The organism is Variovorax glacialis (assembly GCF_051216375.1).
In the GTDB taxonomy this organism is placed as follows: domain Bacteria; phylum Pseudomonadota; class Gammaproteobacteria; order Burkholderiales; family Burkholderiaceae_C; genus Variovorax.
In genome coordinates this window covers 640,495-664,951 of sequence record NZ_JBPJZT010000002.1, presented here as the reverse complement: position 1 = coordinate 664,951, position 24,457 = coordinate 640,495, and the positions used below count along the sequence as shown (strand labels likewise).

26 protein-coding genes are annotated in these 24,457 nt (G+C 66.2%); 19 read left to right on the top strand and 7 right to left on the bottom strand.

Features of this window, described 5'->3' with window-relative positions; all coding sequences use genetic code 11:
* Positions 1–17: 17 nt before the first annotated feature.
* The 7 genes from ACSFBL_RS07550 to fliF form a co-directional block, all read right to left on the bottom strand.
* Positions 18–506, bottom strand: coding sequence for a flagellar basal body-associated FliL family protein (locus ACSFBL_RS07550; protein WP_435515119.1), 489 nt, complete (start codon positions 504–506; stop codon positions 18–20).
* Positions 507–627: 121 nt separating this feature from the next.
* The gene (locus ACSFBL_RS07545) at positions 628–1,968 is read right to left on the bottom strand and encodes a flagellar hook-length control protein FliK (RefSeq protein WP_435515118.1); all 1,341 of its coding nucleotides are present in this window, start codon (positions 1,966–1,968) and stop codon (positions 628–630) included.
* 17 nt (positions 1,969–1,985) lie between these two features.
* Positions 1,986–2,441 carry a flagellar export protein FliJ gene (fliJ, locus tag ACSFBL_RS07540; RefSeq protein WP_435515117.1) on the bottom strand — a complete coding sequence of 152 codons (456 nt, stop codon included), beginning with the start codon at positions 2,439–2,441 and terminating at the stop codon, positions 1,986–1,988.
* A gap of 35 nt (positions 2,442–2,476) precedes the next feature.
* On the bottom strand, positions 2,477–3,898 hold the full coding sequence (gene fliI, locus ACSFBL_RS07535; protein WP_435515116.1) for a flagellar protein export ATPase FliI: 1,422 nt from the start codon (positions 3,896–3,898) through the stop codon (positions 2,477–2,479).
* Positions 3,899–3,901: 3 nt separating this feature from the next.
* Entirely contained in the window at positions 3,902–4,687 is a 786-nt protein-coding gene (gene fliH, locus ACSFBL_RS07530; RefSeq protein ID WP_435515115.1) for a flagellar assembly protein FliH, read from the bottom strand.
* Complete coding sequence (gene fliG, locus ACSFBL_RS07525) at positions 4,674–5,672, bottom strand: flagellar motor switch protein FliG (RefSeq protein ID WP_435515114.1); 999 nt, start codon at positions 5,670–5,672, stop codon at positions 4,674–4,676. Before fliG ends, fliH begins: the two co-directional genes overlap by 14 nt.
* On the bottom strand, positions 5,662–7,392 hold the full coding sequence (fliF, locus tag ACSFBL_RS07520; protein ID WP_435515113.1) for a flagellar basal-body MS-ring/collar protein FliF: 1,731 nt from the start codon (positions 7,390–7,392) through the stop codon (positions 5,662–5,664). The genes fliG and fliF overlap by 11 nt, the downstream gene beginning before the upstream one ends.
* A 287-nt stretch (positions 7,393–7,679) precedes the next feature.
* Here fliF and fliE point away from each other — a divergent pair, with 287 nt between their 5' ends.
* From fliE to cheZ, 19 genes are all read left to right on the top strand, one after another.
* Positions 7,680–7,997, top strand: coding sequence for a flagellar hook-basal body complex protein FliE (gene fliE, locus ACSFBL_RS07515; protein ID WP_435515112.1), 318 nt, complete (start codon positions 7,680–7,682; stop codon positions 7,995–7,997).
* A gap of 252 nt (positions 7,998–8,249) precedes the next feature.
* A complete protein-coding gene (locus tag ACSFBL_RS07510; protein ID WP_435515111.1) occupies positions 8,250–9,581 on the top strand; it encodes a FliC/FljB family flagellin in 1,332 nt (443 codons plus the stop codon).
* A 151-nt stretch (positions 9,582–9,732) separates the two neighbouring features.
* Positions 9,733–10,089, top strand: coding sequence for a flagellar protein FlaG (locus tag ACSFBL_RS07505; protein WP_435515110.1), 357 nt, complete (start codon positions 9,733–9,735; stop codon positions 10,087–10,089).
* Positions 10,090–10,136: 47 nt separating this feature from the next.
* A complete protein-coding gene (fliD, locus tag ACSFBL_RS07500; protein WP_435515109.1) occupies positions 10,137–11,582 on the top strand; it encodes a flagellar filament capping protein FliD in 1,446 nt (481 codons plus the stop codon).
* A 21-nt stretch (positions 11,583–11,603) separates the two neighbouring features.
* Positions 11,604–12,026 (top strand): flagellar export chaperone FliS, encoded by a 423-nt coding sequence (fliS, locus tag ACSFBL_RS07495; protein ID WP_435515108.1) that lies wholly within the window; start codon positions 11,604–11,606, stop codon positions 12,024–12,026.
* A 10-nt stretch (positions 12,027–12,036) separates the two neighbouring features.
* The gene (locus ACSFBL_RS07490) at positions 12,037–12,396 is read left to right on the top strand and encodes a flagellar protein FliT (protein WP_435515107.1); all 360 of its coding nucleotides are present in this window, start codon (positions 12,037–12,039) and stop codon (positions 12,394–12,396) included.
* Between the two features lie 16 nt (positions 12,397–12,412).
* Complete coding sequence (gene fliK / locus ACSFBL_RS07485; protein WP_435515106.1) at positions 12,413–13,684, top strand: flagellar hook-length control protein FliK; 1,272 nt, start codon at positions 12,413–12,415, stop codon at positions 13,682–13,684.
* An 8-nt stretch (positions 13,685–13,692) separates the two neighbouring features.
* A complete protein-coding gene (locus ACSFBL_RS07480) occupies positions 13,693–13,953 on the top strand; it encodes an EscU/YscU/HrcU family type III secretion system export apparatus switch protein (RefSeq protein WP_435515105.1) in 261 nt (86 codons plus the stop codon).
* Positions 13,954–14,285: 332 nt separating this feature from the next.
* A complete protein-coding gene (flhD, locus tag ACSFBL_RS07475; RefSeq protein ID WP_435515104.1) occupies positions 14,286–14,642 on the top strand; it encodes a flagellar transcriptional regulator FlhD in 357 nt (118 codons plus the stop codon).
* On the top strand, positions 14,639–15,244 hold the full coding sequence (flhC, locus tag ACSFBL_RS07470; RefSeq protein WP_435515103.1) for a flagellar transcriptional regulator FlhC: 606 nt from the start codon (positions 14,639–14,641) through the stop codon (positions 15,242–15,244). The genes flhD and flhC overlap by 4 nt, the downstream gene beginning before the upstream one ends.
* 48 nt (positions 15,245–15,292) lie before the next feature.
* A complete protein-coding gene (motA, locus tag ACSFBL_RS07465) occupies positions 15,293–16,153 on the top strand; it encodes a flagellar motor stator protein MotA (RefSeq protein ID WP_435515102.1) in 861 nt (286 codons plus the stop codon).
* A 17-nt stretch (positions 16,154–16,170) separates the two neighbouring features.
* On the top strand, positions 16,171–17,103 hold the full coding sequence (gene motB / locus ACSFBL_RS07460; RefSeq protein WP_435515101.1) for a flagellar motor protein MotB: 933 nt from the start codon (positions 16,171–16,173) through the stop codon (positions 17,101–17,103).
* A 50-nt stretch (positions 17,104–17,153) separates the two neighbouring features.
* Positions 17,154–19,208: a chemotaxis protein CheA gene (gene cheA, locus ACSFBL_RS07455; protein ID WP_435515100.1), complete on the top strand. Its 2,055-nt coding sequence runs from the start codon at positions 17,154–17,156 to the stop codon at positions 19,206–19,208.
* Between the two features lie 79 nt (positions 19,209–19,287).
* On the top strand, positions 19,288–20,625 hold the full coding sequence (locus tag ACSFBL_RS07450) for an EAL and HDOD domain-containing protein (protein WP_435515099.1): 1,338 nt from the start codon (positions 19,288–19,290) through the stop codon (positions 20,623–20,625).
* A gap of 62 nt (positions 20,626–20,687) precedes the next feature.
* On the top strand, positions 20,688–21,557 hold the full coding sequence (locus ACSFBL_RS07445; RefSeq protein ID WP_435515098.1) for a CheR family methyltransferase: 870 nt from the start codon (positions 20,688–20,690) through the stop codon (positions 21,555–21,557).
* The gene (gene cheD, locus ACSFBL_RS07440; RefSeq protein ID WP_435515097.1) at positions 21,554–22,219 is read left to right on the top strand and encodes a chemoreceptor glutamine deamidase CheD; all 666 of its coding nucleotides are present in this window, start codon (positions 21,554–21,556) and stop codon (positions 22,217–22,219) included. The genes ACSFBL_RS07445 and cheD overlap by 4 nt, the downstream gene beginning before the upstream one ends.
* A complete protein-coding gene (locus ACSFBL_RS07435) occupies positions 22,216–23,301 on the top strand; it encodes a protein-glutamate methylesterase/protein-glutamine glutaminase (protein WP_435515096.1) in 1,086 nt (361 codons plus the stop codon). The genes cheD and ACSFBL_RS07435 overlap by 4 nt, the downstream gene beginning before the upstream one ends.
* 28 nt (positions 23,302–23,329) lie before the next feature.
* Positions 23,330–23,716, top strand: a complete 387-nt coding sequence (cheY, locus tag ACSFBL_RS07430) for a chemotaxis response regulator CheY (RefSeq protein WP_286664515.1) — start codon at positions 23,330–23,332, stop codon at positions 23,714–23,716.
* A 10-nt stretch (positions 23,717–23,726) separates the two neighbouring features.
* A complete protein-coding gene (gene cheZ, locus ACSFBL_RS07425) occupies positions 23,727–24,368 on the top strand; it encodes a protein phosphatase CheZ (RefSeq protein ID WP_435515095.1) in 642 nt (213 codons plus the stop codon).
* Positions 24,369–24,457 lie beyond the last annotated feature (89 nt).

Genomic DNA, 24,457 nt, shown 5'->3' with positions numbered 1-24,457 from the left:
TGTCTGCCTGGACGCGGTCACTGCACCACGAAGGTGTTGAAGGAAACGCTGGCGATGCCCTGCGCAGGCAGGTTGTCGGTCAGGGGGCGGTTCAGCTCGGCGCGGATCTCCTCGGCCAGCTTGCTCTTGTCGTCGGTGGTCACCAGCGATTCGGGCAGGCGGTTCGACAGCATCAGCAGGGCGCGGCTGCGCAGCTCGGGCATGAATTCGATGATCTGCGCCTTGGCGGGCTCGTCGCGCACCTTCAGCGACATGCCGATGTGCAGGAACTTGCTGCGGCCCTCGCCCTGGAGATTGACGGTCAGCGGCTCCAGCGTCACGAAGATCGGCTTCTCCGGGACCACCGGCTTGGCCGCCTCCGTGGTCGAGGCCCGGGGGGCGATGACGAAGAAGTAGGCCGCGCCGAGGGCGGCCATCAGGCCGACGCCGATCAGGAGGCCGATCAGCAGCTTCGATGAGCGGGGGGGCGCGGCGGCGGCGGGTGCGACGGGAGGTGAGGAAGCCATGGTTTGGATCGGTTTCTGTTCGGTCTATTCTTTGCGAACTCCCCGGCAGGCGAACGGCTGATCAAGCGTGGAAAAGCGCTTCAGATCCGTTCATTGCCCAGGGGCGCGTCTCGGGTGAAGGTCAGGCGAAGGTGTCGAGGCCCGCGCCGGAGCGGGGCAGCGGTCGCGCCGACAGGGCGCCGGTCGAAGGCGCTGCGGCAGCCTCGGCCCGGGCCGAACCCGGGTATTCAGGCTGGTTCGGCGAACGCGAGGGGTTCTGCTGCGCGAAGGCGGCGTCCTGGCCAAAAGGCTGGCGCGTCTCGGCGCCGACCGAGGTCTGGCCGAGGCTGATGCCTTGTTCGGCAAGGGTCGTGCGCAGTTGCGGCAATGCGGCCTCCACCGCCTTGCGGACGCTTTCATGGGCCGACACGAACATGGCCTGCGCCTGGTTGTCGCCCATCGTCAGCGTGACCTTCAGCGGGCCGAGGCCGACCGGGTTCAGGTTGAGCTCGGCGACCTGGTGGCCGCTGGCGTTCATGCGGATCATCTGCTGGCCGATCGCCGGGCCCCACTCGTCGCTGCCCACGGGCGGAGCGACCGACAGGACGGGCGTGGAGGTCGATGGCGCGTTGGCGCGGTCGGTCGCCTGCGCTGCGACGGACTGGAACTGCGGCAGGGGCTGCGGGCTGGTGTCGGAGGCGGCGTCGAGCGGGCTGGTGCCTCCGGGCTCAGCCGTCGCAGCCACCTTAAGGCTGTCGGCCGCCGGGAGTTGCAGGGCGGGTTGGGCCTTGTCCGCGATCTCGGAAATCGCGGCCTTGTCGGCGGGTGCTCCCGGCTTCGAAGCGCTTGCGCTTGCAGGTGCGGGCATGGGCATGCCGACAGCAGGCTGCGTGGTCGCATCTGTCGCTGTGGTGTCGATGCCCTTGGCCGGGGCGGCTGACGCCAACGCATCCTTGAACTGCTGGTCGCCGGCCGTCGTGGGCTTGGCAGCCGTCTTCGCATCCTTGGCATCGTCCTGTGCCGCTGCCACCCCCTCCGCTGCCTGCGCCGTGTCGGCATCGGTTGAAGTCGCCGCGGCGGTCGCTGCGTCGTCCGCTGCCAGCGCCGCCGCCTTGCCGTCGGGCGTGATGCCATCCACGGCGTTGCCGACCGCCTTTGCACCTTTCGCCGCGTCCGCTGCGCCGCCCTTGCCATCGATGGCCTTCGGAGCCAGGTGCGCGGGCAGCGGGGCCAACAGCGCCATCACGTCGGCGGCGGTGAGTTCGCTCTTCTTCTCGCCGGGACGGGACAGCTTGCGTCCCGACGCGGAGATCGGCAGGTCGGTCTCGGCCACCTCCTGGGCGCCCGCGGCGTTGGCGCGCGAGCGGTCGAGCGCCGCGCCGAAGCTGCGGCCCTCGGCCTGTTCGGCGCCGCGGCCGCGCGGGCCGGAGGACGAGACCTGCGAACTCGGAACATTGAGGGAAGGCGAGATAAGGGTAGGCATGGGCGAATCCAGAGGCGTCAAAGGGTCGGGTTGGCGGCGCGGTCGAAGAACTTCCGGGCCGATCGTTCATCGCTGTCGCGCTGCTCGCGCTTGGCCTGCGCCAGCATCTCCTGGCGACGCACCCGCTCGGCGAGCGTGTCGAAGGAATTGAGGCGGCGCTTGTGGTGCTGCCAGTCGGCGCGGCCGTGGTCCACCCGCGTGGCGGCCTGGGCGACGATTGCGCGCTGCTGCTCGATGGCGCCATCGAGCGTGCCGAGGAAGGCCTGGTAGTTGCGCCACTTGGCGGTGGGCAGGCCGGTGTTCATCAGCGCGTGCAGCTGGTCGTAGTAGTCCTGTCGGTACTGCAGCAGCAGGTCCAGTTTCTGGCTCGAACTGAGCTGGGCGTTCTGCAGCGCGCCGAGGCGGCGCGCGGCATCGTCGGTCTGCGTGCGCGCGAGGTCGGTCAGCGTGTCGAGGGGGAGTCTCTGGGGCATGGTGTTCCTTGCTGCGGTGACGCGGTTGGCTGGGTTCAGTGGCCGTCGAAGAGCTTGCCGATTCGCGCGATCGACTCGGCGTAGCTGGTGCGCTCTTCCATCGCCTGCTGCAGGAAGGCCTCGATGCGCGGGTACATCGCGATCGCTTGGTCGAGCTGCAAGTCGTGGCCGGGCGCGTAGGCACCGACGCTGATCAGGTCGCGGTTGCGCTGGTAGCGCGACAGCATCTGCTTGAACTTGCGCACGGTGTCGAACTGCGTCGGCGTGATCAGCGCGGTCATCGCGCGGCTGATGGAGGCCTCGATGTCGATGGCCGGGTAGTGCCCCGCCTCCGCCAGCGTGCGCGACAGCACCACGTGACCGTCCAGGATGGCGCGCGCCGAGTCGGCGATCGGGTCCTGCTGGTCGTCGCCTTCGGAGAGCACGGTGTAGAAGGCCGTGATCGAGCCGCCGCGTCCCTCGGCATCGCGCGCGCCGTTGCCGGCACGCTCCACCAGCGCGGGCAGCTTCGCGAATACCGATGGCGGATAGCCCTTGGTGGCCGGCGGTTCGCCCACGGCCAGCGCGATCTCGCGCTGGGCCATCGCGTAACGGGTGAGCGAATCCATGATGAGCAGAACGTCCTTGCCCTGGTCGCGGAAGTATTCGGCGAGGCAGGTCGCATAGGCGGCGCCCTGCAGGCGCAGCAGCGGCGAGTTGTCGGCCGGTGCGGCGACGACGACCGAGCGCGCGAGGCCTTCCTCGCCCAGCGTGTTCTCGATGAAATCCTTCACTTCGCGGCCGCGCTCGCCGATCAGGCCGACCACGATCACTTCGGCGCTGGTGTAGCGCGCCATCATCCCCAGCAGCACGCTCTTGCCCACGCCGGAGCCTGCGAAGAGGCCCATGCGCTGGCCGCGGCCGACCGTGAGCATCGCGTTGATGGCGCGGACGCCGACGTCGAGCACCGAATCGATCGGTGCGCGCGTCAGCGGGTTCATCGGCGGCGTGGACAGCGGCACCTTGCGCGCGATGTCGAGCGGGCCGAGCCCGTCGAGCGGCCGACCTGCCGCATCGACGACGCGGCCGAGCATGCCTTCGCCGACCGGCAGGCGCTTGGTGTGGCCGTCGCCCGTCAGTCCCGAACCGGTCGTGCCCGGACGCGGGATGACGCGCGCACCGGGCAGCAGGCCGGCCACTTCGCTCTGCGGCATCAGGAACAGGCGGTCGCCGGCGAAGCCGACCACTTCGGCTTCGGCATGGCGTTGCGGGTGGCCGGGTGGCAGTTCGATCAGGCAGTCGCTGCCGACCGGCATCTGCAGGCCGACGGCTTCGAGCACGAGGCCGACGGCGCGGGTCAGCTTGCCCGACTGCATGGTCATCGTGGCGCGGCTCACATCGCTGCGTGCTTGCGCGAGCGTGGCAAGCCACGTCTGCACGTGGGGATTGGGCGCGGCGGCCTGCGTGTCGATGGCCATGGCTCAGACTCCCTGCGCGTCGGCGTCGCGATGCAGTGCGGCGGTCACGCTCTTCCAGCGTGTCTCCAGGCTCGCGTCCATCTCGCCGGTCGCGGACTGCACGCGGCAGCCACCGCGGGCAATCGTTTCGTCGGCGCGCACTTGCCAGCCCGCCGTCTGCAACTCGTTGCCGAGGCTGCTCTTCACCAGCGCGACATCGTCCGGATGCAGCAGCAGGCGGGGCTCGCCCTGCAGCGCAGGCTCGGTGTGCAGCAGGTCCTGCACCATCGGCAGCACCCACTCGGGCTCCGCGCGCAGGGTGCGATGGACCACCTGCCGCGCGACGTCGAGCGCCAGCGTGAGGATGGCGTCGGCCAGTTCGCTTTCGGCGCGGCGCAGGGCGGCAGGCAGGCTCGCGCACAGCGCCTTGAGCTGCTCGGCATGCGCGCTCGCGGCGGCCAGGCCGGCGGCGAGGCCTTCGGTGCGGCCCTCGGCCAGGCCTTCGGCATGGCCCTTGGCGCGGCCTTCGCTGCGGCCCTCGGCTTCGCCGGCGATGCGTGCTTCGCGCCGAAGCTGCACCAGCTCGGCGGCATGGATCAGGGCGGGCGACGGCGCCACCTCGACAGGCGCGACCGGGTGGCGCTGTGCCAAGGCCGAAGGCTCGTTCAGCGTGTCCATTTCCCAGCGCTGCCACGCCGACAGCTTCGGTCGCGCCAGCTCTGCCGTTGCCGCGACCGCGGCGGGCGGCGTGTAGGCCGAAGCCAGGCGGGAGCGCGCGCCGGAGGCGAAGGGGTGCTTAGACAAAGTCATCGGTACCCGGCGCGGCAATCACGATCTCGCCGGACTCGGCCAGGCGGCGTGCAACTTGCAGGATGGCCTTCTGCTCGGTCTCGACCTGCGACACGCGCACCGGGCCGCGCAGCTCCATGTCCTCGCGCAGCGTTTCGGCGGCGCGTTGAGACATGTTGTTGAGGAACTTGTCGCGCAACTCCTGCGGCGAGCCCTTGAGGGCGATGATGAGCGAATCGGACTCGATGTCCTTGAGCAGGCGCTGGATGCTCCGGTCTTCCAGTCCCAGCAGGTTCTCGAACACGAACATCTCGTCGACGATGCGCTGCGCGAGGGCCTCGTCGGCCTCCCGCACATGGGCGATGGCCTCTTCTTCCTGCGTGCTGCTCATGAGGTTGACGATTTCCGCCGCCGTCCTCACGCCGCCCAGGCGGCTGCGCTTCAGGCCCTGGCCCGAGAGCATTTCGGTGAGCACGTCGGTCAGTTCGTTGAGCGCCGAGGGCTGCACGCCGCCGAAGGTGGCGATCCGCATGATCACGTCGTGACGCAGGCGGGTCGGCAGCTTCTCGAGCACTTCCGACGCCTTCATGCGGTCCAGGTGGATGAGCACCGTCGCGAGGATCTGCGGATGCTCGTCGCGGATGAGTTCGGCCACCTCGCCGGCCTCGAGCTGGTTGAGGCGATCGATGCCGCTGTGCGGCTCGTCCGCCTGCAGGATGTCTTCGAGCAGGCTGCTGGCGCGGTCGTCGCCGAGCGCCTTCTTCAGCACCGCACGGATGTAGGTGCTGGAGCCGAGGTGCAGCGCGGAGAGCTGCTCGGTCTCCTGGCGGAACTCGGTGAGCACCGCCGCGAGTTCGTCCTTCGAGACCGAGGAGAGCTTGGCCATGGCGAGGCCGAGCGTCTGCACTTCGGCGGTGGGGAGAAGGTGCAGCGCGGCGGCCGCACGGTCCTCACCCAGTGCCATCAGCAGGATGGCGCTCTTGCGGGTTCCGATTTCACTGATCATTGGCGTTCATCCAGTGCTGAATCAACATGGCGACCAGCTTGGGATCCTGGTCTGCGATGTGGTGGGCGTAGTCCATGTCGGCCTTGTGGCGGAGTGCCTCGCGCTGGCGCAGGGCTTCTTCCGGCGAAATCCGGGGTTCTTCGTCGAGCGCGGGCTCTCCGGTGGCGGCCTCCTGCGGCGGGGCCGCGGACGCGGGTGGGGCCGGCGGCGCCAGGTGCTTGCGCAGCAGGGGCCGCAGCACCGCGAACCAGGCGAAGAGCGCGAGGAAGGCGAGCAGCAGGTACTGGCCGACCGTCTTGCCGAGCTCGATGTTCTCGTGGTCGCGCCAGAACGGCACCTCGGCTGCAGGCGCTTCGCGCTCGTCGGCGAAGGCGCTGTTGACGACGTTGAGCGAGTCGCCGCGGTCCTGGCTGAAGCCCATGGCTTCCTTGGCCAGGTTCCGGATCTGGTCGATCTCGACCGGCGTCAGCGCGCGGGTGGTGGTCTTGCCCGTGCCGTCGGCGGCATCCTTGTAGTTCACGACGACCGCCACGGACAGGCGCTTGACCGCGCCCGCACCCTGTTGCACGTGGCGGATCGACCGGTCGAGTTCGTAGTTGGTCGTCACGTCCTTGCGTGAGCTGCCGGGGCCGGTCGGGGCCGAGGAGCTGAGGGTCGTGCTTGCCGCGGTCGCGTTGGTCGCGCCCGCTGCGCCCGGCGCGCCTGGCGCGGGAGGCTTGGGCGTCGCGATCGGCGCGGTCGGGTTGACTGGCGGCTGGTTGGTCAGCGCGCCCGGCACGCCGCCCGGGGGCAGGCCGCCATGCTGGTTCGATTCGCTCGACTGCTGGCTGCGGATGGCCGTGTGGCGCGGATCCTGGTTGGGGCCGTACTTCTCGTCGGTGTGCTCGACCACCGAGAAGTCGATGTCTGCCGCGACCTGGGCCCGCACGTTGTTCGCGCCGAGGATCGGCTGCAGGATGGTCTCGATGCGGCGGATGTAGCCCTGCTCGATCTCCTGCACATACTTGAGCTGGCTCACGTCGAGCCCGCGCGCGCCGCTGTTGGCGGCCGAGAGCAGGTTGCCGCGCTGGTCGACCACCGTGACGCCCTTGGGGTCGAGTTCCGGCACGCTGCTGGAAATCATGTGGACGATCGCGCTGACCTGGCCTTCGTCGATGCTGCGGCCGCGTGCCAGCGTCAGCACCACCGAGGCGGAAGGCTTCTTCTGCTCGCGCACGAACAGCGAAGGCTTCGGCAGGGCCAGGTGGACCCGTGCCGATTCGACCGTGCCGATGGACTCGATCGAACGCGCGATCTCGCCTTCGAGCGCGCGCTGGTAGTTGACCTGCTCGGCGAACTGGCTGGTGCCGAACTTCTGGTTGTCCATCAGTTCGAAGCCGACGCCGCCGGACTTGGGCAGGCCCTGTGCCGCCAGCTTGAGGCGCACTTCAGGCACCTTGTCTGCGGCAATCAGGATCGCGCCGCCGCCATCGGCGAACTTGTACGGCACGTTCATCTGCTGGAGCGAGGCGATGATCGCGCCGCCGTCGCGGTCCGACACGTTGGTGTAGAGCACCTTGTAGTCGGGGCCGCGGTTGTACAGCGTGAAGGCCGCGACGGCGGCCACCAGCGCTGCCGCGCCGATGATCGCGGGCAGCTTCGGCTGCGCGCGCAGCCGTTCGAGAAGGGGAGGGAGCGAAGGCGCCGTAGGCGCGACGCTCGCGGGCGCCGCAGAACTCATGCGCGAGCCCTCGTCATGGCCGGGGTGCCGGAGCAGTGCGTGGTCATGGTGAAGGAGGAGATTTCTTGTTCAGGAGTCATGCCGGAGGCCGTTGAAGTCGTCAGCGGGCTTGTCGTTTCGCGGTTGATTGTCAGCAGCGGTTACGAATTCGATGGGTCGAACAACGGGGGGTTTTGCCGTCTGTTGGCGGCTTGAATCGGGGTCTTCCCTTGGTACGCTGAAAGGACGACGGAGCACCTGCGTGCTTCTGTAGCAACCCTTAAGTTCACAAGAGAAGAGAGTCCCTCATGTCGATTGCCGCCATCGAGTCCGTCCTGCAGCAGATGCGGGTCACCGCGCTCCAGACCGGTTTCGCTCCCACGCAGGCCGCGCCCTCCGAAAGCGGCGGATTCGCCGCCGAGCTCAAGCGCTCGCTGGACAACATCAGCACCGCGCAGACCAAGTCCTACGCCCAGGCGGAAGACTTCGAACTCGGCAAGCCCGGGATCGCGCTCAATGACGTGATGGTCGACCTGCAGAAGGCCAACGTGGCCTTCCAGACCGGGTTGCAAGTCCGCAACCGCCTCGTGTCCGCCTATCAGGAAGTCATGAACCTCCCCGCGTGAGCTTGGGCTCGCCCCCGGGCTTCGCGCACTTCGTGTCGCTTCGCCCGCCCCCGACCGGGGGCAACACCTGCGGCCCGGCGAAGCCGGTTCCGCGGTGTTCTTGGAGGGGTCAGGGTTTTTTGCCCTCCACCCTAAATGTTTGAAAAGGGTTGCCGATAACTAGTCCAACGATGGCTTGAGTCTCAAGTAGGAGCGGGTCCAGCGTTACGGCCTAAAGCCGGTTACCACAACCTTTGCAAACAGGAGTCGATCATGGCGTCAGTCATCAATACCAACAGTCTCTCTCTGCTCACGCAGAACAACCTGAACAAGTCGCAGTCGTCGCTGAACACCGCGATTCAACGGCTGTCTTCCGGCCTGCGCATCAACAGCGCAAAGGACGACGCCGCGGGTCAGGCCATCGCCAACCGCTTCACGGCCAACATCAAGGGCCTGACGGTTGCACAGCGCAATGCCAACGACGGCATCTCGCTGGCGCAAACGACGGAAGGCGCGTTGACCGAAGTCAACAACAACCTGCAACGCATCCGCGAACTCGCAGTGCAAGCAGCCAACGGCAGCAACTCGGACGCCGACAAGGCCTCGATCCAGGCTGAAATCTCGCAGCGCCTGTCGGAAATCGACCGTACGTCGTCGCAGACGGACTTCAACGGCGTGAAGGTCCTGGGCTCGAACCAGAAGCTGTCGGTGCAAGTCGGCGCGAACGACGGCGAAACGATCGACATCGACCTGAAGAAGATCGACTCGGCCAGCCTGAAGCTGAACAGCCTCACCGTGTCGAAGAACGAACTGAAGGTCGGCGAAGCGATCACGACCGTGGTCGACAACACCGCCACGACCGGCTCCGCAGCCGTCAACTTCGACCCGGCCAGCGTCACGGCGCTCAACACCGCCAACGGCACGAACTACACCGCTGCCGACCTGTCGCTGCACGAAGTGCAGGACACGGCTGGTGCCGGCACCGGCGTGTTCGTGGTCAAGGCTGGCAACGACTACTACGCTGCCACCGTGGACCGCACCAGCGGCAGCGGCAAGGTCACGCTCAACACCGCCAGCGTCGACTTCACCGACACGGACGCCGGCGTGACGACCGCCACCACCGTGACCGGCCAGCTGGTCAAGGTCGGTGCCGATGCGACGGGTGCTACCACCGGCTACGTGACGATCCAGGGCAAGAACTACGCTGCGGACCCCTCCACGATCGTCGACGCGGGCGACGGCACGGGCACGATCGATGCAACCGGCACGGTCCTCGAGCTGAGCGACACCGCTGGCGGCACGACCACCGCCGAGTTCACTGGCGCTGCAACGATCAACCCGCTCGCCAAGATCGACGCTGCCCTCAAGCAGATCGACGACCTGCGCGGCCAGCTCGGCGCGGTGCAAAACCGCTTCGACTCGGTGATCTCGAACCTCGGCACCACGGTGACCAACCTGTCTTCCTCGCGCTCGCGCATCGAAGACGCCGACTACGCAACGGAAGTGTCGAACATGACCCGCGCGCAGATCCTGCAACAAGCCGGTACCTCGGTGCTGGCCCAGGCCAACCAGACCACGCAAGGCGTGCTGTCCCTCCTGCGTTAATCGACGGAAAGGACCAACGGAAGTGGAAGCCAGGCCCATCCCCTGCGGGGGTGGGCCTGGCGAGTGCGGGCGAACGCGCCCGCGCTGTCCTCTGCGGCTTGCGCTTCGGCGGCAGGCCTCATAGGACAGCGAACAAAGCAGGAGTTGGAACATGACGATCCCCGTCGCCCCCGCGGCCGACCGCCAGTGGTGGATGCAGATGCTCGCCGGACGCCCGGCAGGCACAGGCGCCCCCGCAACCGGCGAGGCCAAGGCTTCCCCGGCCGCCGTGGAAGAGGCGACGCCGACGCAACTCGAGACCGCGGTGAAGGAAGTGAACGCGTCGCTGGAAAGCCGCTCGGTCGGGCTTCACTTCGAGGTGGACAAGGACCTGGACAAGGTGATCGTCAAGGTGGTCGACCGGGAAAGCGGCGAGGTCATCCGCCAGATCCCGACCGAAGAGGTCGTTCGCATCGCGAAGGTGCTCCAGGGCAAGGTGCCGGGACTCCTGATGAGCCACGACGCCTGAGGGCATCGTCTCCATTGAACAACTGAACCGAAGAAGAAAGAATCAAGATGGCATCGATCAGCAGCTTGGGCGTCGGCTCCAACCTCGACCTCAGCACACTGCTCACGCAGCTCCAGACGGCGGAAAGCCTGCCGCTGAAGGACATCCAGACGCGCGCCACCAGCTTCACGAGCAAGCTGACCGCCTATGGCCAGATCAGCAGCGCGCTCACCACGCTGCAGACCGCCGCCAACAAGCTGTCGTCTCCCGCGTTCTTCCAGAACGTGAAGACCACCGTCGCATCGACGGACGTGCTGTCCGCATCCACCGATACCACCGCCGCAGCCGGCACCTACGCCATCAACGTGACGCAGCTGGCGCAGTCGCAGTCGATGGTCGCCGCCGGCCAGGCCAGCGCGAAGACGGCGATCGGCAACGGCACGCTCACGATCGACCTCGGCACCATCACGGGCGGCACGCTCGACCCGGTCACCGGCAAGTACACGGGCGCCGGCTTCACCGCGGACGCCGCCCACGCGCCAGTGCAGATCAACATCGACTCGAGCAACAACACGCTCGAGGGCATCCGCGACGCGATCAACGGCGCCAAGGCCGGCGTGAAGGCGACCATCGTGAACGACGGCAGCGGCACGCCCAACCGTCTCGTGCTGGTGTCGTCGAGCACGGGCGAGGCGTCGAGCATGCGCATCGGCGTCACCGGCGACGCGGCCCTTCAGAACCTGCTGGGCAACGACCCCGCCGGCACCCAGAACCTGCAGCAGACCCAGGCCGGCCAGAACGCCAAGCTCACGGTGAACGGGATCGCCGTCACCAGCCCGTCCAACACCGTTAAGGAATCCATCCAGGGCACCACGCTGAGCCTGCTCAAGACGGGCACGACCAGCATGGTGGCGTCGGCCGACACGAGTTCGGTCGAGACGGCGGTCAACGATTTCGTCAAGGCCTACAACGCCCTCCAGAGCACGGCCTCCACGCTCACCGCGTACGACGCGGATGCGAAGACCGGTGCAGCCCTGAGCGGCGACTCGACGCTGCGCAACCTGATGACCCGCGTGCGCCAGGCGCTCACCGCGCCGCAGGGCACGGATGTGAACGCCAAGAAAGTGCTGACGGAGATCGGCGTCTCGTTCCAGAAGGACGGCACGCTGGCGGTCGACGCGACCAAGCTCCACACGGCGACGACCACCGACCTCGACGGCGTCGCGAAGCTGTTCTCGAGCGCGCCTGGCAGCACCGGCGGCTACGGCAAGCAGATCAGCAAGCTGGTCGACGACCTCACGTCCACCGGCGGCGCATTGAAGGTCGCGACCGACGGCGTGAACAAGACGCTGGATCAGCTGAGCGACCAGTACAACAAGATGCAGGACCACGTGACGGCAACGGTGGACCGCTACCGCGCGCAGTTCACGCAGCTCGACCTGCTGGTGAGCAACATGAACAACACGATGAAGTACCTCACGCAGCAGTTCGATGCGATGAGCAGCAGCAAGTAATCCCCACGAGCGGAGCAGGCGATGTACACACCTCACACCTTCAGGACCGGCGCCGGCGCGTATGCGCGCGTGGGCGTGGAAACGACCGCGATGAGCGCCTCGCCGCACCAGCTCATCTGCATGTTGTTCGACGGCGCCAGGACGGCGATCGGCATGGCGCGCCATCACATGGCGGCCGGCGAGATCGTGGCCAAGGGCAACGCGATCTCCAAGACGATCAGCATCGTCGACAGCGGCCTGAAGGCCAGTCTCGACGCGAACGCGGCGGGCCCGGCGGGCGAAGCACTGGTGGACAACCTGTCGGCGCTCTACGACTACATCATCCAGAGGCTTCTGGTCGCCAACCTGCGCAACGACGTGCAGGCGCTCGACGAAGCCGATGGCCTTCTCGACAACATCGCTTCAGCCTGGCGCGAGATCGACGCCGGCGCCGCGCGCGAGTGATTCGCACGCGATGAACACGAAAACCAAAAGGGACAACATGGCGGTCACGAGCGAAGTCGTTCACTGCTACGGTCAACTCGCCTCGCGCGTCGCGTTCATGGCGGAGCTGGCCCGTGCGAAGGAATGGGGTCGGCTCCCGGAGCTGGAAGCCCAGTGCGCGGAGATCGTCGACCGGCTGAAGGTGCTTCAGCCGCTGGAGACGCTGGACCCGGCGCAGTTCGAGGAAACGCGACGCCTCATCGAGGACATCCGCGCCGACCAGGAAGAGGTGTGCGGACTGGTGAAGCCGCAGATCGAGCAACTGATCGCACGCATGACGCTGCTGAGCCAGCAGCGCAGCCTCGGCCGCGCCTACGGGCCGCAGCACTGAAGCACGCGGAATCGCCATGACTGGACTGTCCGGATTGATCGATTCCCTGCTGACGGCGAAGATTTCGCCGCGGCTGGACGTGCTCGCTATCAAGGGCGAGACCGAGATCAATGCGCCCGGCCCGGTCTCGCAGGTGCAGAAGGTCGTCAACGACGTTCGCCTGCCGTCCAACGCGGCGCTCGACCGGCTGATTCCCGTCGGGCCGTCGGATGCCCCGGTGCCCGCTGGAGCGCGCCAGCCTTCGGAAGCCGACCTGTCGGTCGCGGCGCGTGTCATCAGCGCGGTTCTGGCCAATCTTCATGGCGATGCGGGGCCGGTGCGGGGCACTGCGCCCGCGTGGCCTTCAGCCCAGACCGCATCGACGGTGGTCCTGGCGGGCGCATTGGCGCAGACCGTGTCCGACAGTGGGCTCTTCTACGAGTCGCACCTGGTCGAGTTCGCCAGTGGCACGCGCAGCCTGGCACAGATGGCGCAGGAGCCGCAGGCGCGGTGGGCATCGCCCGCAGCGGCTCAGTCGAGTGCGGCTTTGGTCGCTTCCGTCGACGCGCCGGCACAAGTCGCCTCGAAGGACGCATCGCCTGCGATGGTCGCGCAAGGCGCGGCGGTCCTTGCGGCCGAAGGCCAGCCGGCCGACGTGCCGACTGCGACGACCCCGCCATTTCCTGTGCGCGGCACGCAATCCGCCCCGGACGCCGGCGTTCCCATGCCGGCGGCGAGCGTTGCGCATCCCGCCGAATCGGATCCAGCGCCCGATGCCGCACGCGTGCAAGCCGCATACCGCCGGGGCGAAGCGCCATCGACAGCCGCGCACCTTCTGGCCCACCGGGTCGAAGAAGTGACGGCCGTTCGCCACGCTGCCGCAGCCGCCGTCACGGCGGGAGTGACACCCGAGCAACCGACCGAAGTGATTCATCCGCAGGCGATGACGCTCGTGCACCAGCAGCTCGACCTGCTGGCGACGGCCGTCTTCCGCTGGAGCGGCCAGGCCTGGCCCGGCGTGCCGATGGACTGGGCGATCCACGAAGAGATCGAGGAGCGTGAAGCCCGCCCTTCGGAAGAAGAGAGCCCGCGGCGCTGGTCGACCACCGTGTCGCTCAGCCTGCCCCGGCTCGGCGCGGTCGATCTTCGCCTGACCCTCGCCGGCTCGGACGTGCAGGCGCGCCTTGAAGCCAGCGACGCGACCACCCTGACGCGCATGCGCGCGGACGGCGGCGTTTTGGCGCAGCGACTGGAAGCCGCCGGCTTTCGGCTGCAGGAACTGCAAGTCACAGCGATTGGCCGGCCATGAACAGCGAGATGGATGATCGTCAAAGCGCGGTCGCGCTGTCCTACGCGGACAAGACCAAGGCGCCGGTCGTGGTGGCCAAGGGCTACGGCGTGGTCGCCGAATCGATCATGCGGGAGGCGAGGGAGAACGGGCTCTACGTGCACCAGTCGCCGGACCTGATCAAGTTGCTGATGCAGGTCGATCTCGACCGTCAGATCCCGCCGCAGCTGTACCTGGCGGTGGCCGAGCTGATGGCCTGGATCCACGGGCTGGAAACCGGGGCCGCGTGACCGCCATGAACTATTTCACGGCCCTGTTTTTGAATTGATACTTTGTGTTTCAACTTCAATGAATACTCATTGTTTGTTGCAGTTTTATTAAATGACTACTTTGTGTTTCAGCCTTGAATTTGAATACTTTTTGAGCATCTGAACGGTACGCGAGCGGCTATTTTGTCCTGTATGAAATCTACTTACTTTCACTCGGAAAAATGCCGCACCTGTGGGGCGATTCTGACTCGCGTGTCAGATAAGTCTCACTTTCCGGAAGGCCCTCTGTGCAATTGTTAAAGATGTTAAAAATTGTGTTTAGACTACAGGCATGGAATTGAACGGAGTGCAGTGTGGAACTCGATGATATTGACGGCAATACGACGAATGGCGAAATCTCGAAAGAGATTGGCGACATTAATCTTGCCTATATGCTTTTGGCGCAAAAGCTCGCCAAACAGGATCGTGCGGCAGCCATGTACCGTCTGGGCGTTGGCCGCGAATTGGCCGATTTGCTGGCCAATATGTCGCTGACGCAAATCGTGAAGCTGGCGGCATCGAATTTCCTGCTGTGCAGCTTCCGGCTGGACGACCATCCGATGTTCGCGGTGTTCGGCGAAGGAAAGGACACGACGCTGCAGCAGGCGCACATGTCCATCCTGATGGCCGCACGCCAGATCCAGGCACGTGAAGCGGGCGCACTGGCATGAACAAGAAAAGCGTTCTCGGCGAGGTCCGTCAGGTCCAATTGGCCGTCGAGTTGATCGAACTCGGTTCGCGCCTGCAATTCCTCGAAGCGGAAGTCGGGCTGAGCCGCGAGCGCTTGATTCGGCTTTACAAGGAATTGAAGGGTGTTTCGCCGCCCAAGGGCCTTTTGCCTTTTTCGACCGACTGGTACATGACGTGGCTGGCGAACATCCATTCGTCGATGTTCTACAACCTGTACCGCTTCATGCTGCACGAAGCCAACGAAAGCGAGCTCCAGGCGCTGATCAAGAGCTACCGCCTGTATGTAGAACAAATTGAATCACATGGCGGCGAAATCGTGCTGGATTTCACGCGCGCCTACACGATGGTGCGATTTTTCGATAGCGACATGCTGCAACTCAGCGCATGCACGCGCTGCGGCGGCCATTTCGTCGCGCACGCCCACGACAACAAACACGGTTATGTCTGCGTCCTTTGCCGTCCGCCGTCGCGCGCCGGCAAGGCCCGCAGCCCCAAGCGCATCGGCGCCGACGTGAACGCAGTGGCATCCGAAGGTCCCGTCCTCGCGGCGGAACCGGCGGTCGGCGCAGGCGGAGGCCCCTGAGGCTTTCATTTCTTTTCTTGTTGACGCCTGAGGGCAAAGGGGACGCGCGTGCTCGTGCTGGTTGGATATCTCGTGGTTGTGGGTGCCGTGTTCGGGGGCTATGGCCTCATGGGCGGTCATTTCGGCGTCCTGTTCCAGCCGGTCGAGTTGCTGATGATCGGGGGCTCCGCGCTGGGCGCGTTCATCGCGGGGAACAACGGCAAGACCATCAAGGCGACGATCAAGGAACTGCCGCTCCTGCTGCGCTCGTCCAAGCACAACCGCCAGCTCTACATGGACCTGCTGGCGCTCCTCTACGAACTCCTGGCCAAGGCGCGCAAGGAGGGGATGATGAAGCTGGAGTCCGACGTCGAGAAGCCGGAGGACAGCGAGATCTTCGGCCGCTACCCGACCATCATGGCCGACGCCGGCGTGATGGAGTTTCTCTGCGACTACCTGCGCCTGGTCATCAGCGGCAACACCGACGCCTTCGAGATCGAGGCGCTGATGGACCACGAGATCGAGACGATCCGGCACGAGGCGGAAGTGCCTTCGCACAGCCTCGCGCGCGTCGCCGATGCGCTGCCCGCGCTGGGCATCGTGGCGGCGGTGATGGGCGTGGTGCACGCGCTCGGCTCGGCCAACCTGCCGCCCTCGGAAATGGGCGCCCTGATCGCGCACGCCATGGTCGGTACCTTCCTGGGCGTGCTGCTGGCTTATGGCTTCGTGACCCCGCTGTCGACCGTCATCGACCAGAAGGTGGAAGAGGGCATGAAGGTCTACCAGTGCGCCAAGGTCACGCTGCTCGCCAGCCTCAATGGCTACGCGCCGCAACTCGCGGTGGAGTTCGGCCGCAAGGTGCTCTTCTCGACCGAGCGTCCGTCCTTCACCGAACTGGATGACCACGTTCGGGAAGTCAAGGCCCGCTGAGCGCCCGGAAAAAAGCAATGAGCGCAGAGAAGCATCGCGTCATCGTCAAGCGTGTCGCCGGCGAAGGCGGCGGACACCATGGCGGCGGCTGGAAGATCGCCTATGCCGACTTCATGACGGCCATGATGGCGTTCTTCCTCGTGATGTGGCTGCTGTCCATCTCGACGCCGAAGCAGCGCGAAGGCATTGCCGAGCACTTCCGCATGCCGCTCAAGGTCGCCCTGCACGGCGGCGACAAGAGCAGCCTGAGTTCGAGCGTGATTCCCGGCGGCGGTCCCGACCCGGTCCAGGCCGAAGGCGAGGAGAAGCTGACCGACGCCGAGCGCGAGGAGATGGAGGACGCCGTTCGCCTCGCCGACATGAAGAAGCGCCTGGACGCGCTCATCGAGAACAGCCCGGTCTTCAAGCAGTTCCGCTCGCAGATCATGATCGACATCACGACCGAGGGCCTGCGCCTTCAGATCGTCGACAGTGACAAGCGCCCGATGTTCGACCTCGCCAGCGCGAAGGTCGTGCCGCACATGCGCGCGATCCTGCGCGAGCTCGGCCCGACGCTCAACGACCTGCCAAACAAGATCACGCTGTCGGGCCACACCGACGCCATCGTCTACACCAACGGCGACAAGGCGTACGGCAACTGGGAACTCTCCGCGGACCGCGCGAATGCATCGCGGCGCGAACTCATCGTGGGCGGCATGACGGAGACCAAGGTGCTGCGCGTCGTCGGCCTGGCCGACAGCATGCACCTGGACAACGCCGAACCGCGCAACCCGATCAACCGTCGCATCAGCATCATCCTGCTCAATCGCCAGACACAGGAGCGCATCGAGCGCGAGAACAGCGGCACGGCTGCCCTGCCCACCACGCGGGCCGGCACGTCGCTGTCCGGAATCCCCAGCGGCGGCAACGTGAAGTTGACGTCATTCAAGCAATCGACGCCGACGCAGTAACCGTGAGACCCAACGCCGGCTGTCACAGGCCGGCTTCGGAACAGAAAAAGATGGACCTCAGCCAGTTTTCCCAAGCATTCTTTGTCGAAGCGATCGAGCTTCTGGCGCAGATGGAGCAGCTGCTCCTCGAACTCGACGTGGCGTCGCCGGACAGCGAACAGCTCAACGCCATCTTTCGCGCGGCCCATTCGATCAAGGGTGGTGCGGCGACGTTCGGCTTCACCGCATTGACGGAAACCACCCACCTGCTGGAGACCCTTTTGGACCGGGCGCGCCATGGCCAGTTGAGCCTGAGCGCTCCGATGATCGATGCCTTTTTGGAAACGAAGGACGCCTTGCAAGAACAACTCACTGCCTACCAGGCGGGCAAAGAACCCGAGCCTGAGATGGTCGCGCACATCTGTGCCGTGCTTCAGAAACTCGCGCTCGAGAACGGCGACGGCGCAGCGGCTCCGACACCGGCGCCCGCACCCGCTCCGGTGGCGGCGGCGCCTGCGCCCGTGGCTGCGGCAGGCAACGCGCAGGGTGCATTGCGAATCCGCTTCTCGCGGCTGTCGGACAGCGAATGCGACCTGCTCGCGGGCGAGCTCGACAACCTCGGCAAGATCCTCTCGCGCACGCGCAGCAACGACCTGCTGACGATCATGCTGGAGACGACCTGCGATCCGAACGACATCATCGCGGTGTGCTGCTTCGTCATCGACGAGTCGCAGATCGAGATCACGCGCGAGTCGGCCGAGCCGGCACCCGCAGAACCCGTTGCAGCACCGGCAGCGGCCGCGCCAGCGCCGGCTTCCGTGGCGGCCGTCCCCGTGGAGGCGCCCGGCAAGTCGCAGTCGCCCGCCGCATCCCCTGCGGCCGCTGCGGCGGCCCCCGGCGCGAAGGAATCCAGTTCGATCCGCGTCGACGTCGAGAAGGTCGACCAGCTCATCAACCTGGTGGGCGAACTCGTCATCACGCAATCCATGCTGACGCAGGCGGCCACCATGCTCGACCCGGTGGTCTACGAGCGCTTCCTGAGCGGCCTCGGCCACCTGGAGCGCAACGCCCGCGACCTGCAGGAGTCGGTCATGTCGATCCGCATGATGCCGATGGACTATGTGTTCAGCCGCTTCCCGCGTGTGATCCGCGACGTCAGCGCCAAGCTCGGCAAGCAGGTCCGGCTGGACACCTTCGGCAAGGAAACCGAGCTCGACAAGGGCCTCATCGAACGCATCATCGATCCGCTCACCCACCTGGTGCGCAACAGCCTCGACCACGGCATTGAGACGCCGGACATCCGCCTCGCGAAGGGCAAGGAAGCGACAGGCCAGCTGCTGTTGTCCGCGCAGCATCACGGCGGCAACATCGTGATCGAGGTGAGCGACGACGGCGCCGGCCTCAACCGCGAGAAGATCCTCGCCAAGGCGATGCAGCAGGGCCTCAACGTGAGCGAGTCGATGCCCGACGACGAGGTGTGGCAACTCATCTTCGCGCCGGGCTTCTCGACCGCGGAACAGGTCACCGACATCTCCGGCCGCGGCGTCGGCATGGACGTCGTCAAGCGCAACATCCAGGAGATGGGCGGGCACGTGGAGATCCAGTCGCGCGGCGGCCATGGCACCACCACGCGCATCGTGCTGCCGCTGACGCTGGCGATCCTGAACGGCATGTCCGTCAAGGTCGGCAACGAGGCCTACATCCTGCCGCTGAGCTACGTCATCGAGTCGCTGCAGCCGCTTCCGGAGCACCTGCACTCCATCACCAGCGACGGCCATGTCATCAAGGTGCGCGGCGAGTACCTGCCACTCATCGAGCTGCACCGCGTGTTCGACGTGTCGGGCGCACAGGTCAACCCGACACAGGGCATCCTGGTGATCGTGCAGGCCGACGATGCGCGCTTCGCGCTGCTGGTCGACGAACTGCTCGGCCAGCACCAGGTCGTCGTGAAGAATCTGGAGACCAACTACCGAAAGGTCCCCGGCATCTCGGCGGCAACGATCCTCGGCGACGGCAGCGTGGCTTTCATCATCGACGTCGGCGCGATGCCGCGCATCCAGCGTGCGCAGGCGGCGAGCAGCGCGGCACTGGCCGGCGCGTCGCGGTCGGCGGCCATCGCAGCCTGAACCCCTCCCACCAAGCAATGCCCCGTACATCCTGCAGTGACGGGGCGATCGAAATCAGCTTCAGACGGAGAGATTTGAAATGCGGTTTGACTTTTTCAAGCGCCAGGGATCGGCCGGCGAAACGGCGGTGGCCGAGCGCGGCGCGCGCGTCGAGTTGCAGGACGAGACGCGCGAGCCGACGGACGAGCTGCTGGAGCCCCAGGGCGCCAACGGCTATGTGAGCTACGCCCTTCAACTCGATGCGCAGAAGCGCGTCAAGGGCTACAGGATGGCCTGGCGCGCTGCGGGCGGCCAGGATGCGCAGGACGCTTCGGCGCAATTCAAGGCGCTGCTGTCTAACATTTCCAAGCATCTCAACGCGCCCCGGTGGCGGCTCGGGCGGCTCGTGCTGTTCCTCGACGTCACGGTCGATGCCCTGTTCCAGAACGAACTCCAGGCGCTGCCGGCGGAGAACGTGGTGCTGTGCATGGGCATCGACGACCTCATGGATGCGGACACGCGCTCGATGCTGCTGTTCCTTCGCGAACAGGGCTTCGGCTTCATGCTGTGCAGGGCGCAGGCGATGCCGCTCGACCCGGCCTTGCTCGAGGTCATCACGCACTTCGACGTGGGCAGCGGCGACAGGGACCTGATCGCCAGCGTTCGCGAGAACAGGCGGCCGGAGCAGCCGCCCGTGCAGCTGATCGCAAGCCGCAAGGAGAGCTGGGACAACTTCGAAGCCTGCGCCGCGCGCTATGTCGACGTCTTCGTCGAAGGCAACCATTCGCCGCCGCCCGTGGAGGGCACGGACATCCTGCAGCCCGAGTCGATGCTGATCGTGCGGCTCATGCACATGCTTCAGCGCAACGAGGACGTGCGGACCATCGAGTCGGCGCTCAAGCGCGATGCCGCGCTGACCTACCGGCTGCTGCGCCACATCAACTCCCCGGCCATCGGCGCGGGCGTCGAGATCACCTCGCTGCGCCATGCGGTGGCCATGCTGGGTTACTCGCCGCTGTTCCGCTGGCTGTCGCTGCTGCTGGCCACGAGCAACAAGGCCAGCTCGCCCTTCATGATGAAGAAGGCCATCATGCGCGGCCGCTTCGTCGAGTTGATGGGGCACGGCATGCTGCCCTCCAGCGAGTCCGACAACCTCTTCGTGGTGGGCATGTTCTCGCTCATCGACCAGCTGCTGGGCATTTCGATGCAGGAGGTGCTCGCCAAGGTGCAGCTCGCCGAATCGGTGCAGCAGGCGATCCTGGAGCGGAAGGGCGTCTACGCACCGTTTCTCTCGCTGGTCGAAGCCTGCGAGACCGGCAATGGCGAGCCGGCGCGCCTGGCCGAGGCGCTGTTCGTCAGCGCCGATCAGGTGAACGCGGCACACCTTTCCGCGATGGTCTGGTCGCAGGAAGTCAGCGCGGTCGAGGCGGCCGACTGAAGCGGGCGCCGATTTGCACGGCTTTTGTCCCGTTGATCGAACCATTGGAAAAGAGGCTCCCTATGTACATTGAAAGCCAAGCACCGACCCTGGCCGTGAACTCCGAATTCCTCTTTACCGACAACGACTTCTCGAAGATCCGGACGCTCATCCATCGCCGTGCCGGCATCGCCTTGGGCGAGCAGAAGCGGCAGATGGTCTACAGCCGGCTGTCGCGCCGCCTGCGCGAATTGCGCCTGCCCGAGTTCTCGACCTACCTCGAACTGCTGGAGTCGCGGCAGGACGGCGACGAATGGCAGTCCTTCATCAATTCGCTGACGACCAACCTGACCTCGTTCTTCCGCGAGGCGCATCACTTCCCGGTGCTGGCCGAGCATGTGCGCAAGGCGACGCAGCCGGTCACCGTCTGGTGCGCGGCGGCCTCGACGGGCGAGGAGCCCTATTCGATCGCGATGACTTTGATCGAGGCGCTCGGTGAGCGCGCGAGCGCCGCGAAGATCATCGCGACGGACATCGACACGGCCGTGCTCGCGAAGGCGTCGGCCGGCGTGTTCACCTCGGAGCAGGTCGGCCGCCTCTCGCCCGACCGCCTGCGTCGCTTTTTCAACAAGGGCACGGGTTCGAACGCCGGCAAGGTGCGCATCCGGCCCGAGGTCGCGGCCATGGTGAAGTTCTCGCGGCTGAACCTGCTGGATCCCTCCTGGTCGGTGAAGGAGCCGGTCGACGCGATCTTCTGCCGCAACGTGATGATCTATTTCGACAAGCCGACGCAGAAGAAGGTGCTGGACCGTTTCGCGCCCCTGCTGAAGCCCAACGGATTGCTGTTCGCCGGACATTCCGAGAATGCCTCGCTCGTGAACCAGACCTTCAAGCCGCTGGGCCACACGGTCTACGAGCTCGCGCGCAGCAGTCCGGGCAAGGGTTCCACATGAACGCGGCAGTGCCGGGATCGGTCGCCAGCCACCACTACTTCGATCGCGATGTGGGCAGCATGGCCGTCAAGCTGCTGCCGTCGGAGTACTACGTCACGACCACCGACACCGTGCTGACGACGGTGCTCGGCTCGTGCGTGTCGGCCTGCATCGTCGACATCGACAACGGCATCGCGGGCATGAATCACTTCATGCTGCCCGAGGATGGCGAAGCCACGACGCGCGACCAGACCGAATCGATGCGCTACGGCGCGTATGCGATGGATGTGCTCGTCAAGGAAATGATCCGCTCCGGCGCCCGCCGCGAGCGGCTGCAGGCCAAGGTCTTCGGCGGTGCTGCGGTGCTGGCCAACATGACCACGCTCAACATCGGCGACCGCAACGCCGACTTCGTGCTGCGCTACCTGCGGGCCGAGCGCATCAGCGTCGCGGCGCAGGACCTGCGGGGCCAGCATGCGCGCCGCGTGTGCTTCATGCCGGCCAGCGGCAAGGCGGTGGTGCGCAAGCTGCGCGGCCAGACCGATGTGCAACTGATCCAGCGCGAGGAGGGCGAGCTGCTGCGCAAGCTCTCGACCCCCCGGCGCTCCACCCCCGGCGCCCTCGGGGCGCCAGGCGCTGTCGGCGAGGCCACGCCCGCGGCCCGAACCAAAGGAAGCTGGTGAGCGCGAACAAGATCAAGGTGCTGTGCGTCGACGATTCGGCGCTGATCCGCAGCGTGATGACCGAAATCATCAACAGCCAGCCCGACATGACGGTCGTCGGCACCGCGGCGGACCCGCTGGTGGCGCGCGACCTCATCAAGGTCACGAATCCGGACGTGCTCACGCTCGACGTCGAGATGCCGCGCATGGACGGGCTCGAATTCCTCGAGAAGCTCATGCGCCTGCGGCCGATGCCGGTGGTGATGGTGTCGTCGCTGACCGAGCGTGGCTCCGAGATCGCGCTGCGCGCCCTGGAGCTAGGCGCCATCGACTTCGTGACCAAGCCGCGCCTCGGCGTGCGGGACGGACTACTCAACTACACCGAGCTCATCGCGGGCAAGATCCGCACGGCGTTCAGCGCCCGGCTGTTGCCGTCGCGCAGCGTCGCGGCCGCCAGGGCCCCGGCGGATGCGCCGCCCGAAGCGCTGCTGCGCAGCCCGCTGCTGAGTACCGAGAAGCTGATCATCATCGGCGCCTCCACCGGCGGCACCGAAGCGATCCGCGAAGTGCTGCAGCCCTTGCCGCCGGACTGCCCGGCCGTGCTCATCGCCCAGCACATGCCCGCCGGGTTCACGAAATCCTTCGCCCAGCGCCTCGACGGCCTCTGCCGCATCACGGTCAAGGAAGCGGAGCAAGGCGAGCGCGTGCTACCTGGCTATGCCTACATCGCGCCCGGTGCCTACCACCTGTCGCTCGCCCGCAGCGGCGCCAACTATGTCGCGCAGCTGGACCAGGAGGCGCCGGTCAATCGCCATCGCCCGTCGATCGACGTGCTCTTCGATTCGGCCGCGCGGCATGCCGGCAAGAACGCCATCGGAATGATCCTCACCGGCATGGGCAAGGACGGGGCCGAAGGCCTGCTGCGAATGAAGAAGGCCGGCGCCTTCACGCTGGCGCAGGACGAAGCAAGCTGCGTGGTCTTCGGCATGCCGAAGGAGGCCATTGCGATCGGCGCTGCCGACGAGGTGGCGCCGCTGGGAGAGATGAGCCGGCGCGTGCTGGCGCATCTGCGCACCTTCGGTGCGCGTACGAATCGGGTTTAAACGAACTGTTGGAGTGAGAGATATCGTGATCGACAAGAGCATCAAGATTTTGGTTGTGGACGACTTCCCGACCATGCGCCGCATCGTGCGCAACCTTCTGAAGGAACTCGAGTTCCTCAACGTCGACGAGGCCGAGGACGGCGCCGCGGGCATCGAGAAGCTCCGAGGCGGCAACTTCGGTTTCGTCGTGTCCGACTGGAACATGCCCAACATGGACGGCCTTACGATGCTGCAGACCATCCGCGCCGACCCGGAGCTGTCGAAGCTGCCGGTGCTGATGGTGACGGCAGAGGCCAAGAAGGAAAACATCGTGGCGGCCGCGCAGGCCGGCGCCAACGGCTACGTGGTCAAGCCCTTCACCGCAGCAACGCTCGAGGAAAAGATCACCAAGATCTTCGAGAAGCTGAACAAGTAAGGGGGATGCCATGAACCAACATCCCGCCGACGCCGAAACCGGGAACACCGCCGAGCAGTTGCTGGGCCGCATCGGGCAACTGACGCGCCAATTGCGCGAAGGCATGCGCGAGCTGGGCCTCGACAAGCAGGTCGAGAAGGCTGCCCAGGCCATTCCGGGTGCGCGCGACCGCCTGAACTACGTGGCCGAGACCACCGAACGGGCGGCGCATCGCGCGCTCAACGCCATCGACGTGGCACAGCCGCTCCAGGAAGGGCTCGCCACCGATGCCAAGGGCCTGAGCAAGCGCTGGGACGAATGGTTCAGCAATCCGATCGAGCTGGACCACGCGCGCGAGCTGGTGATGGACACGCGCGGCTACCTGAAGGACGTGCCGGAGAAGGCCGGCGCCATCAACTCGCAGTTGATGGAGATCCTCATGGCGCAGGACTTCCAGGACCTGACCGGCCAGGTCATCAAGAAGATGATGGAAGTGGTCAACGAGGTCGAGACGCAATTGCTGCAGGTGCTCATCGACAACTCGCCGGCCGAGAAGCGCCAGGAAATCAGCAGCAACAACCTGATGAACGGTCCGCAGGTCACCCCGGGCAACCCGGAAGCCGTGACCGATCAATCGCAGGTCGACGACCTGCTCGCCAGCCTCGGGTTCTAGATCCGGCCACATGCTTTGATTGGGTGAGAAGGGGGGCGATACCGGTCTTGATCGATCGATTGTTCCGGCCCTCCGAATCCAATAATCAG

Coding starts and splice junctions, on each gene's coding strand:
- cheZ (WP_435515095.1), top strand. CDS start 23,727: ATGAACCAACATCCCGCCGACGCCGAAACCGGGAACACCGCCGAGCAG.
- fliK (WP_435515106.1), top strand. CDS start 12,413: ATGACTGGACTGTCCGGATTGATCGATTCCCTGCTGACGGCGAAGATT.
- fliH (WP_435515115.1), bottom strand. CDS start 4,687: ATGACTTTGTCTAAGCACCCCTTCGCCTCCGGCGCGCGCTCCCGCCTG.
- motB (WP_435515101.1), top strand. CDS start 16,171: ATGAGCGCAGAGAAGCATCGCGTCATCGTCAAGCGTGTCGCCGGCGAA.
- fliS (WP_435515108.1), top strand. CDS start 11,604: ATGTACACACCTCACACCTTCAGGACCGGCGCCGGCGCGTATGCGCGC.
- ACSFBL_RS07505 (WP_435515110.1), top strand. CDS start 9,733: ATGACGATCCCCGTCGCCCCCGCGGCCGACCGCCAGTGGTGGATGCAG.
- ACSFBL_RS07480 (WP_435515105.1), top strand. CDS start 13,693: ATGGATGATCGTCAAAGCGCGGTCGCGCTGTCCTACGCGGACAAGACC.
- ACSFBL_RS07445 (WP_435515098.1), top strand. CDS start 20,688: ATGTACATTGAAAGCCAAGCACCGACCCTGGCCGTGAACTCCGAATTC.
- cheD (WP_435515097.1), top strand. CDS start 21,554: ATGAACGCGGCAGTGCCGGGATCGGTCGCCAGCCACCACTACTTCGAT.
- ACSFBL_RS07450 (WP_435515099.1), top strand. CDS start 19,288: ATGCGGTTTGACTTTTTCAAGCGCCAGGGATCGGCCGGCGAAACGGCG.
- ACSFBL_RS07490 (WP_435515107.1), top strand. CDS start 12,037: ATGAACACGAAAACCAAAAGGGACAACATGGCGGTCACGAGCGAAGTC.
- fliJ (WP_435515117.1), bottom strand. CDS start 2,441: ATGCCCCAGAGACTCCCCCTCGACACGCTGACCGACCTCGCGCGCACG.
- ACSFBL_RS07550 (WP_435515119.1), bottom strand. CDS start 506: ATGGCTTCCTCACCTCCCGTCGCACCCGCCGCCGCCGCGCCCCCCCGC.
- fliI (WP_435515116.1), bottom strand. CDS start 3,898: ATGGCCATCGACACGCAGGCCGCCGCGCCCAATCCCCACGTGCAGACG.
- ACSFBL_RS07545 (WP_435515118.1), bottom strand. CDS start 1,968: ATGCCTACCCTTATCTCGCCTTCCCTCAATGTTCCGAGTTCGCAGGTC.
- fliD (WP_435515109.1), top strand. CDS start 10,137: ATGGCATCGATCAGCAGCTTGGGCGTCGGCTCCAACCTCGACCTCAGC.
- ACSFBL_RS07510 (WP_435515111.1), top strand. CDS start 8,250: ATGGCGTCAGTCATCAATACCAACAGTCTCTCTCTGCTCACGCAGAAC.
- cheA (WP_435515100.1), top strand. CDS start 17,154: ATGGACCTCAGCCAGTTTTCCCAAGCATTCTTTGTCGAAGCGATCGAG.
- fliG (WP_435515114.1), bottom strand. CDS start 5,672: ATGATCAGTGAAATCGGAACCCGCAAGAGCGCCATCCTGCTGATGGCA.
- fliE (WP_435515112.1), top strand. CDS start 7,680: ATGTCGATTGCCGCCATCGAGTCCGTCCTGCAGCAGATGCGGGTCACC.
- fliF (WP_435515113.1), bottom strand. CDS start 7,392: ATGAGTTCTGCGGCGCCCGCGAGCGTCGCGCCTACGGCGCCTTCGCTC.
- flhC (WP_435515103.1), top strand. CDS start 14,639: ATGAACAAGAAAAGCGTTCTCGGCGAGGTCCGTCAGGTCCAATTGGCC.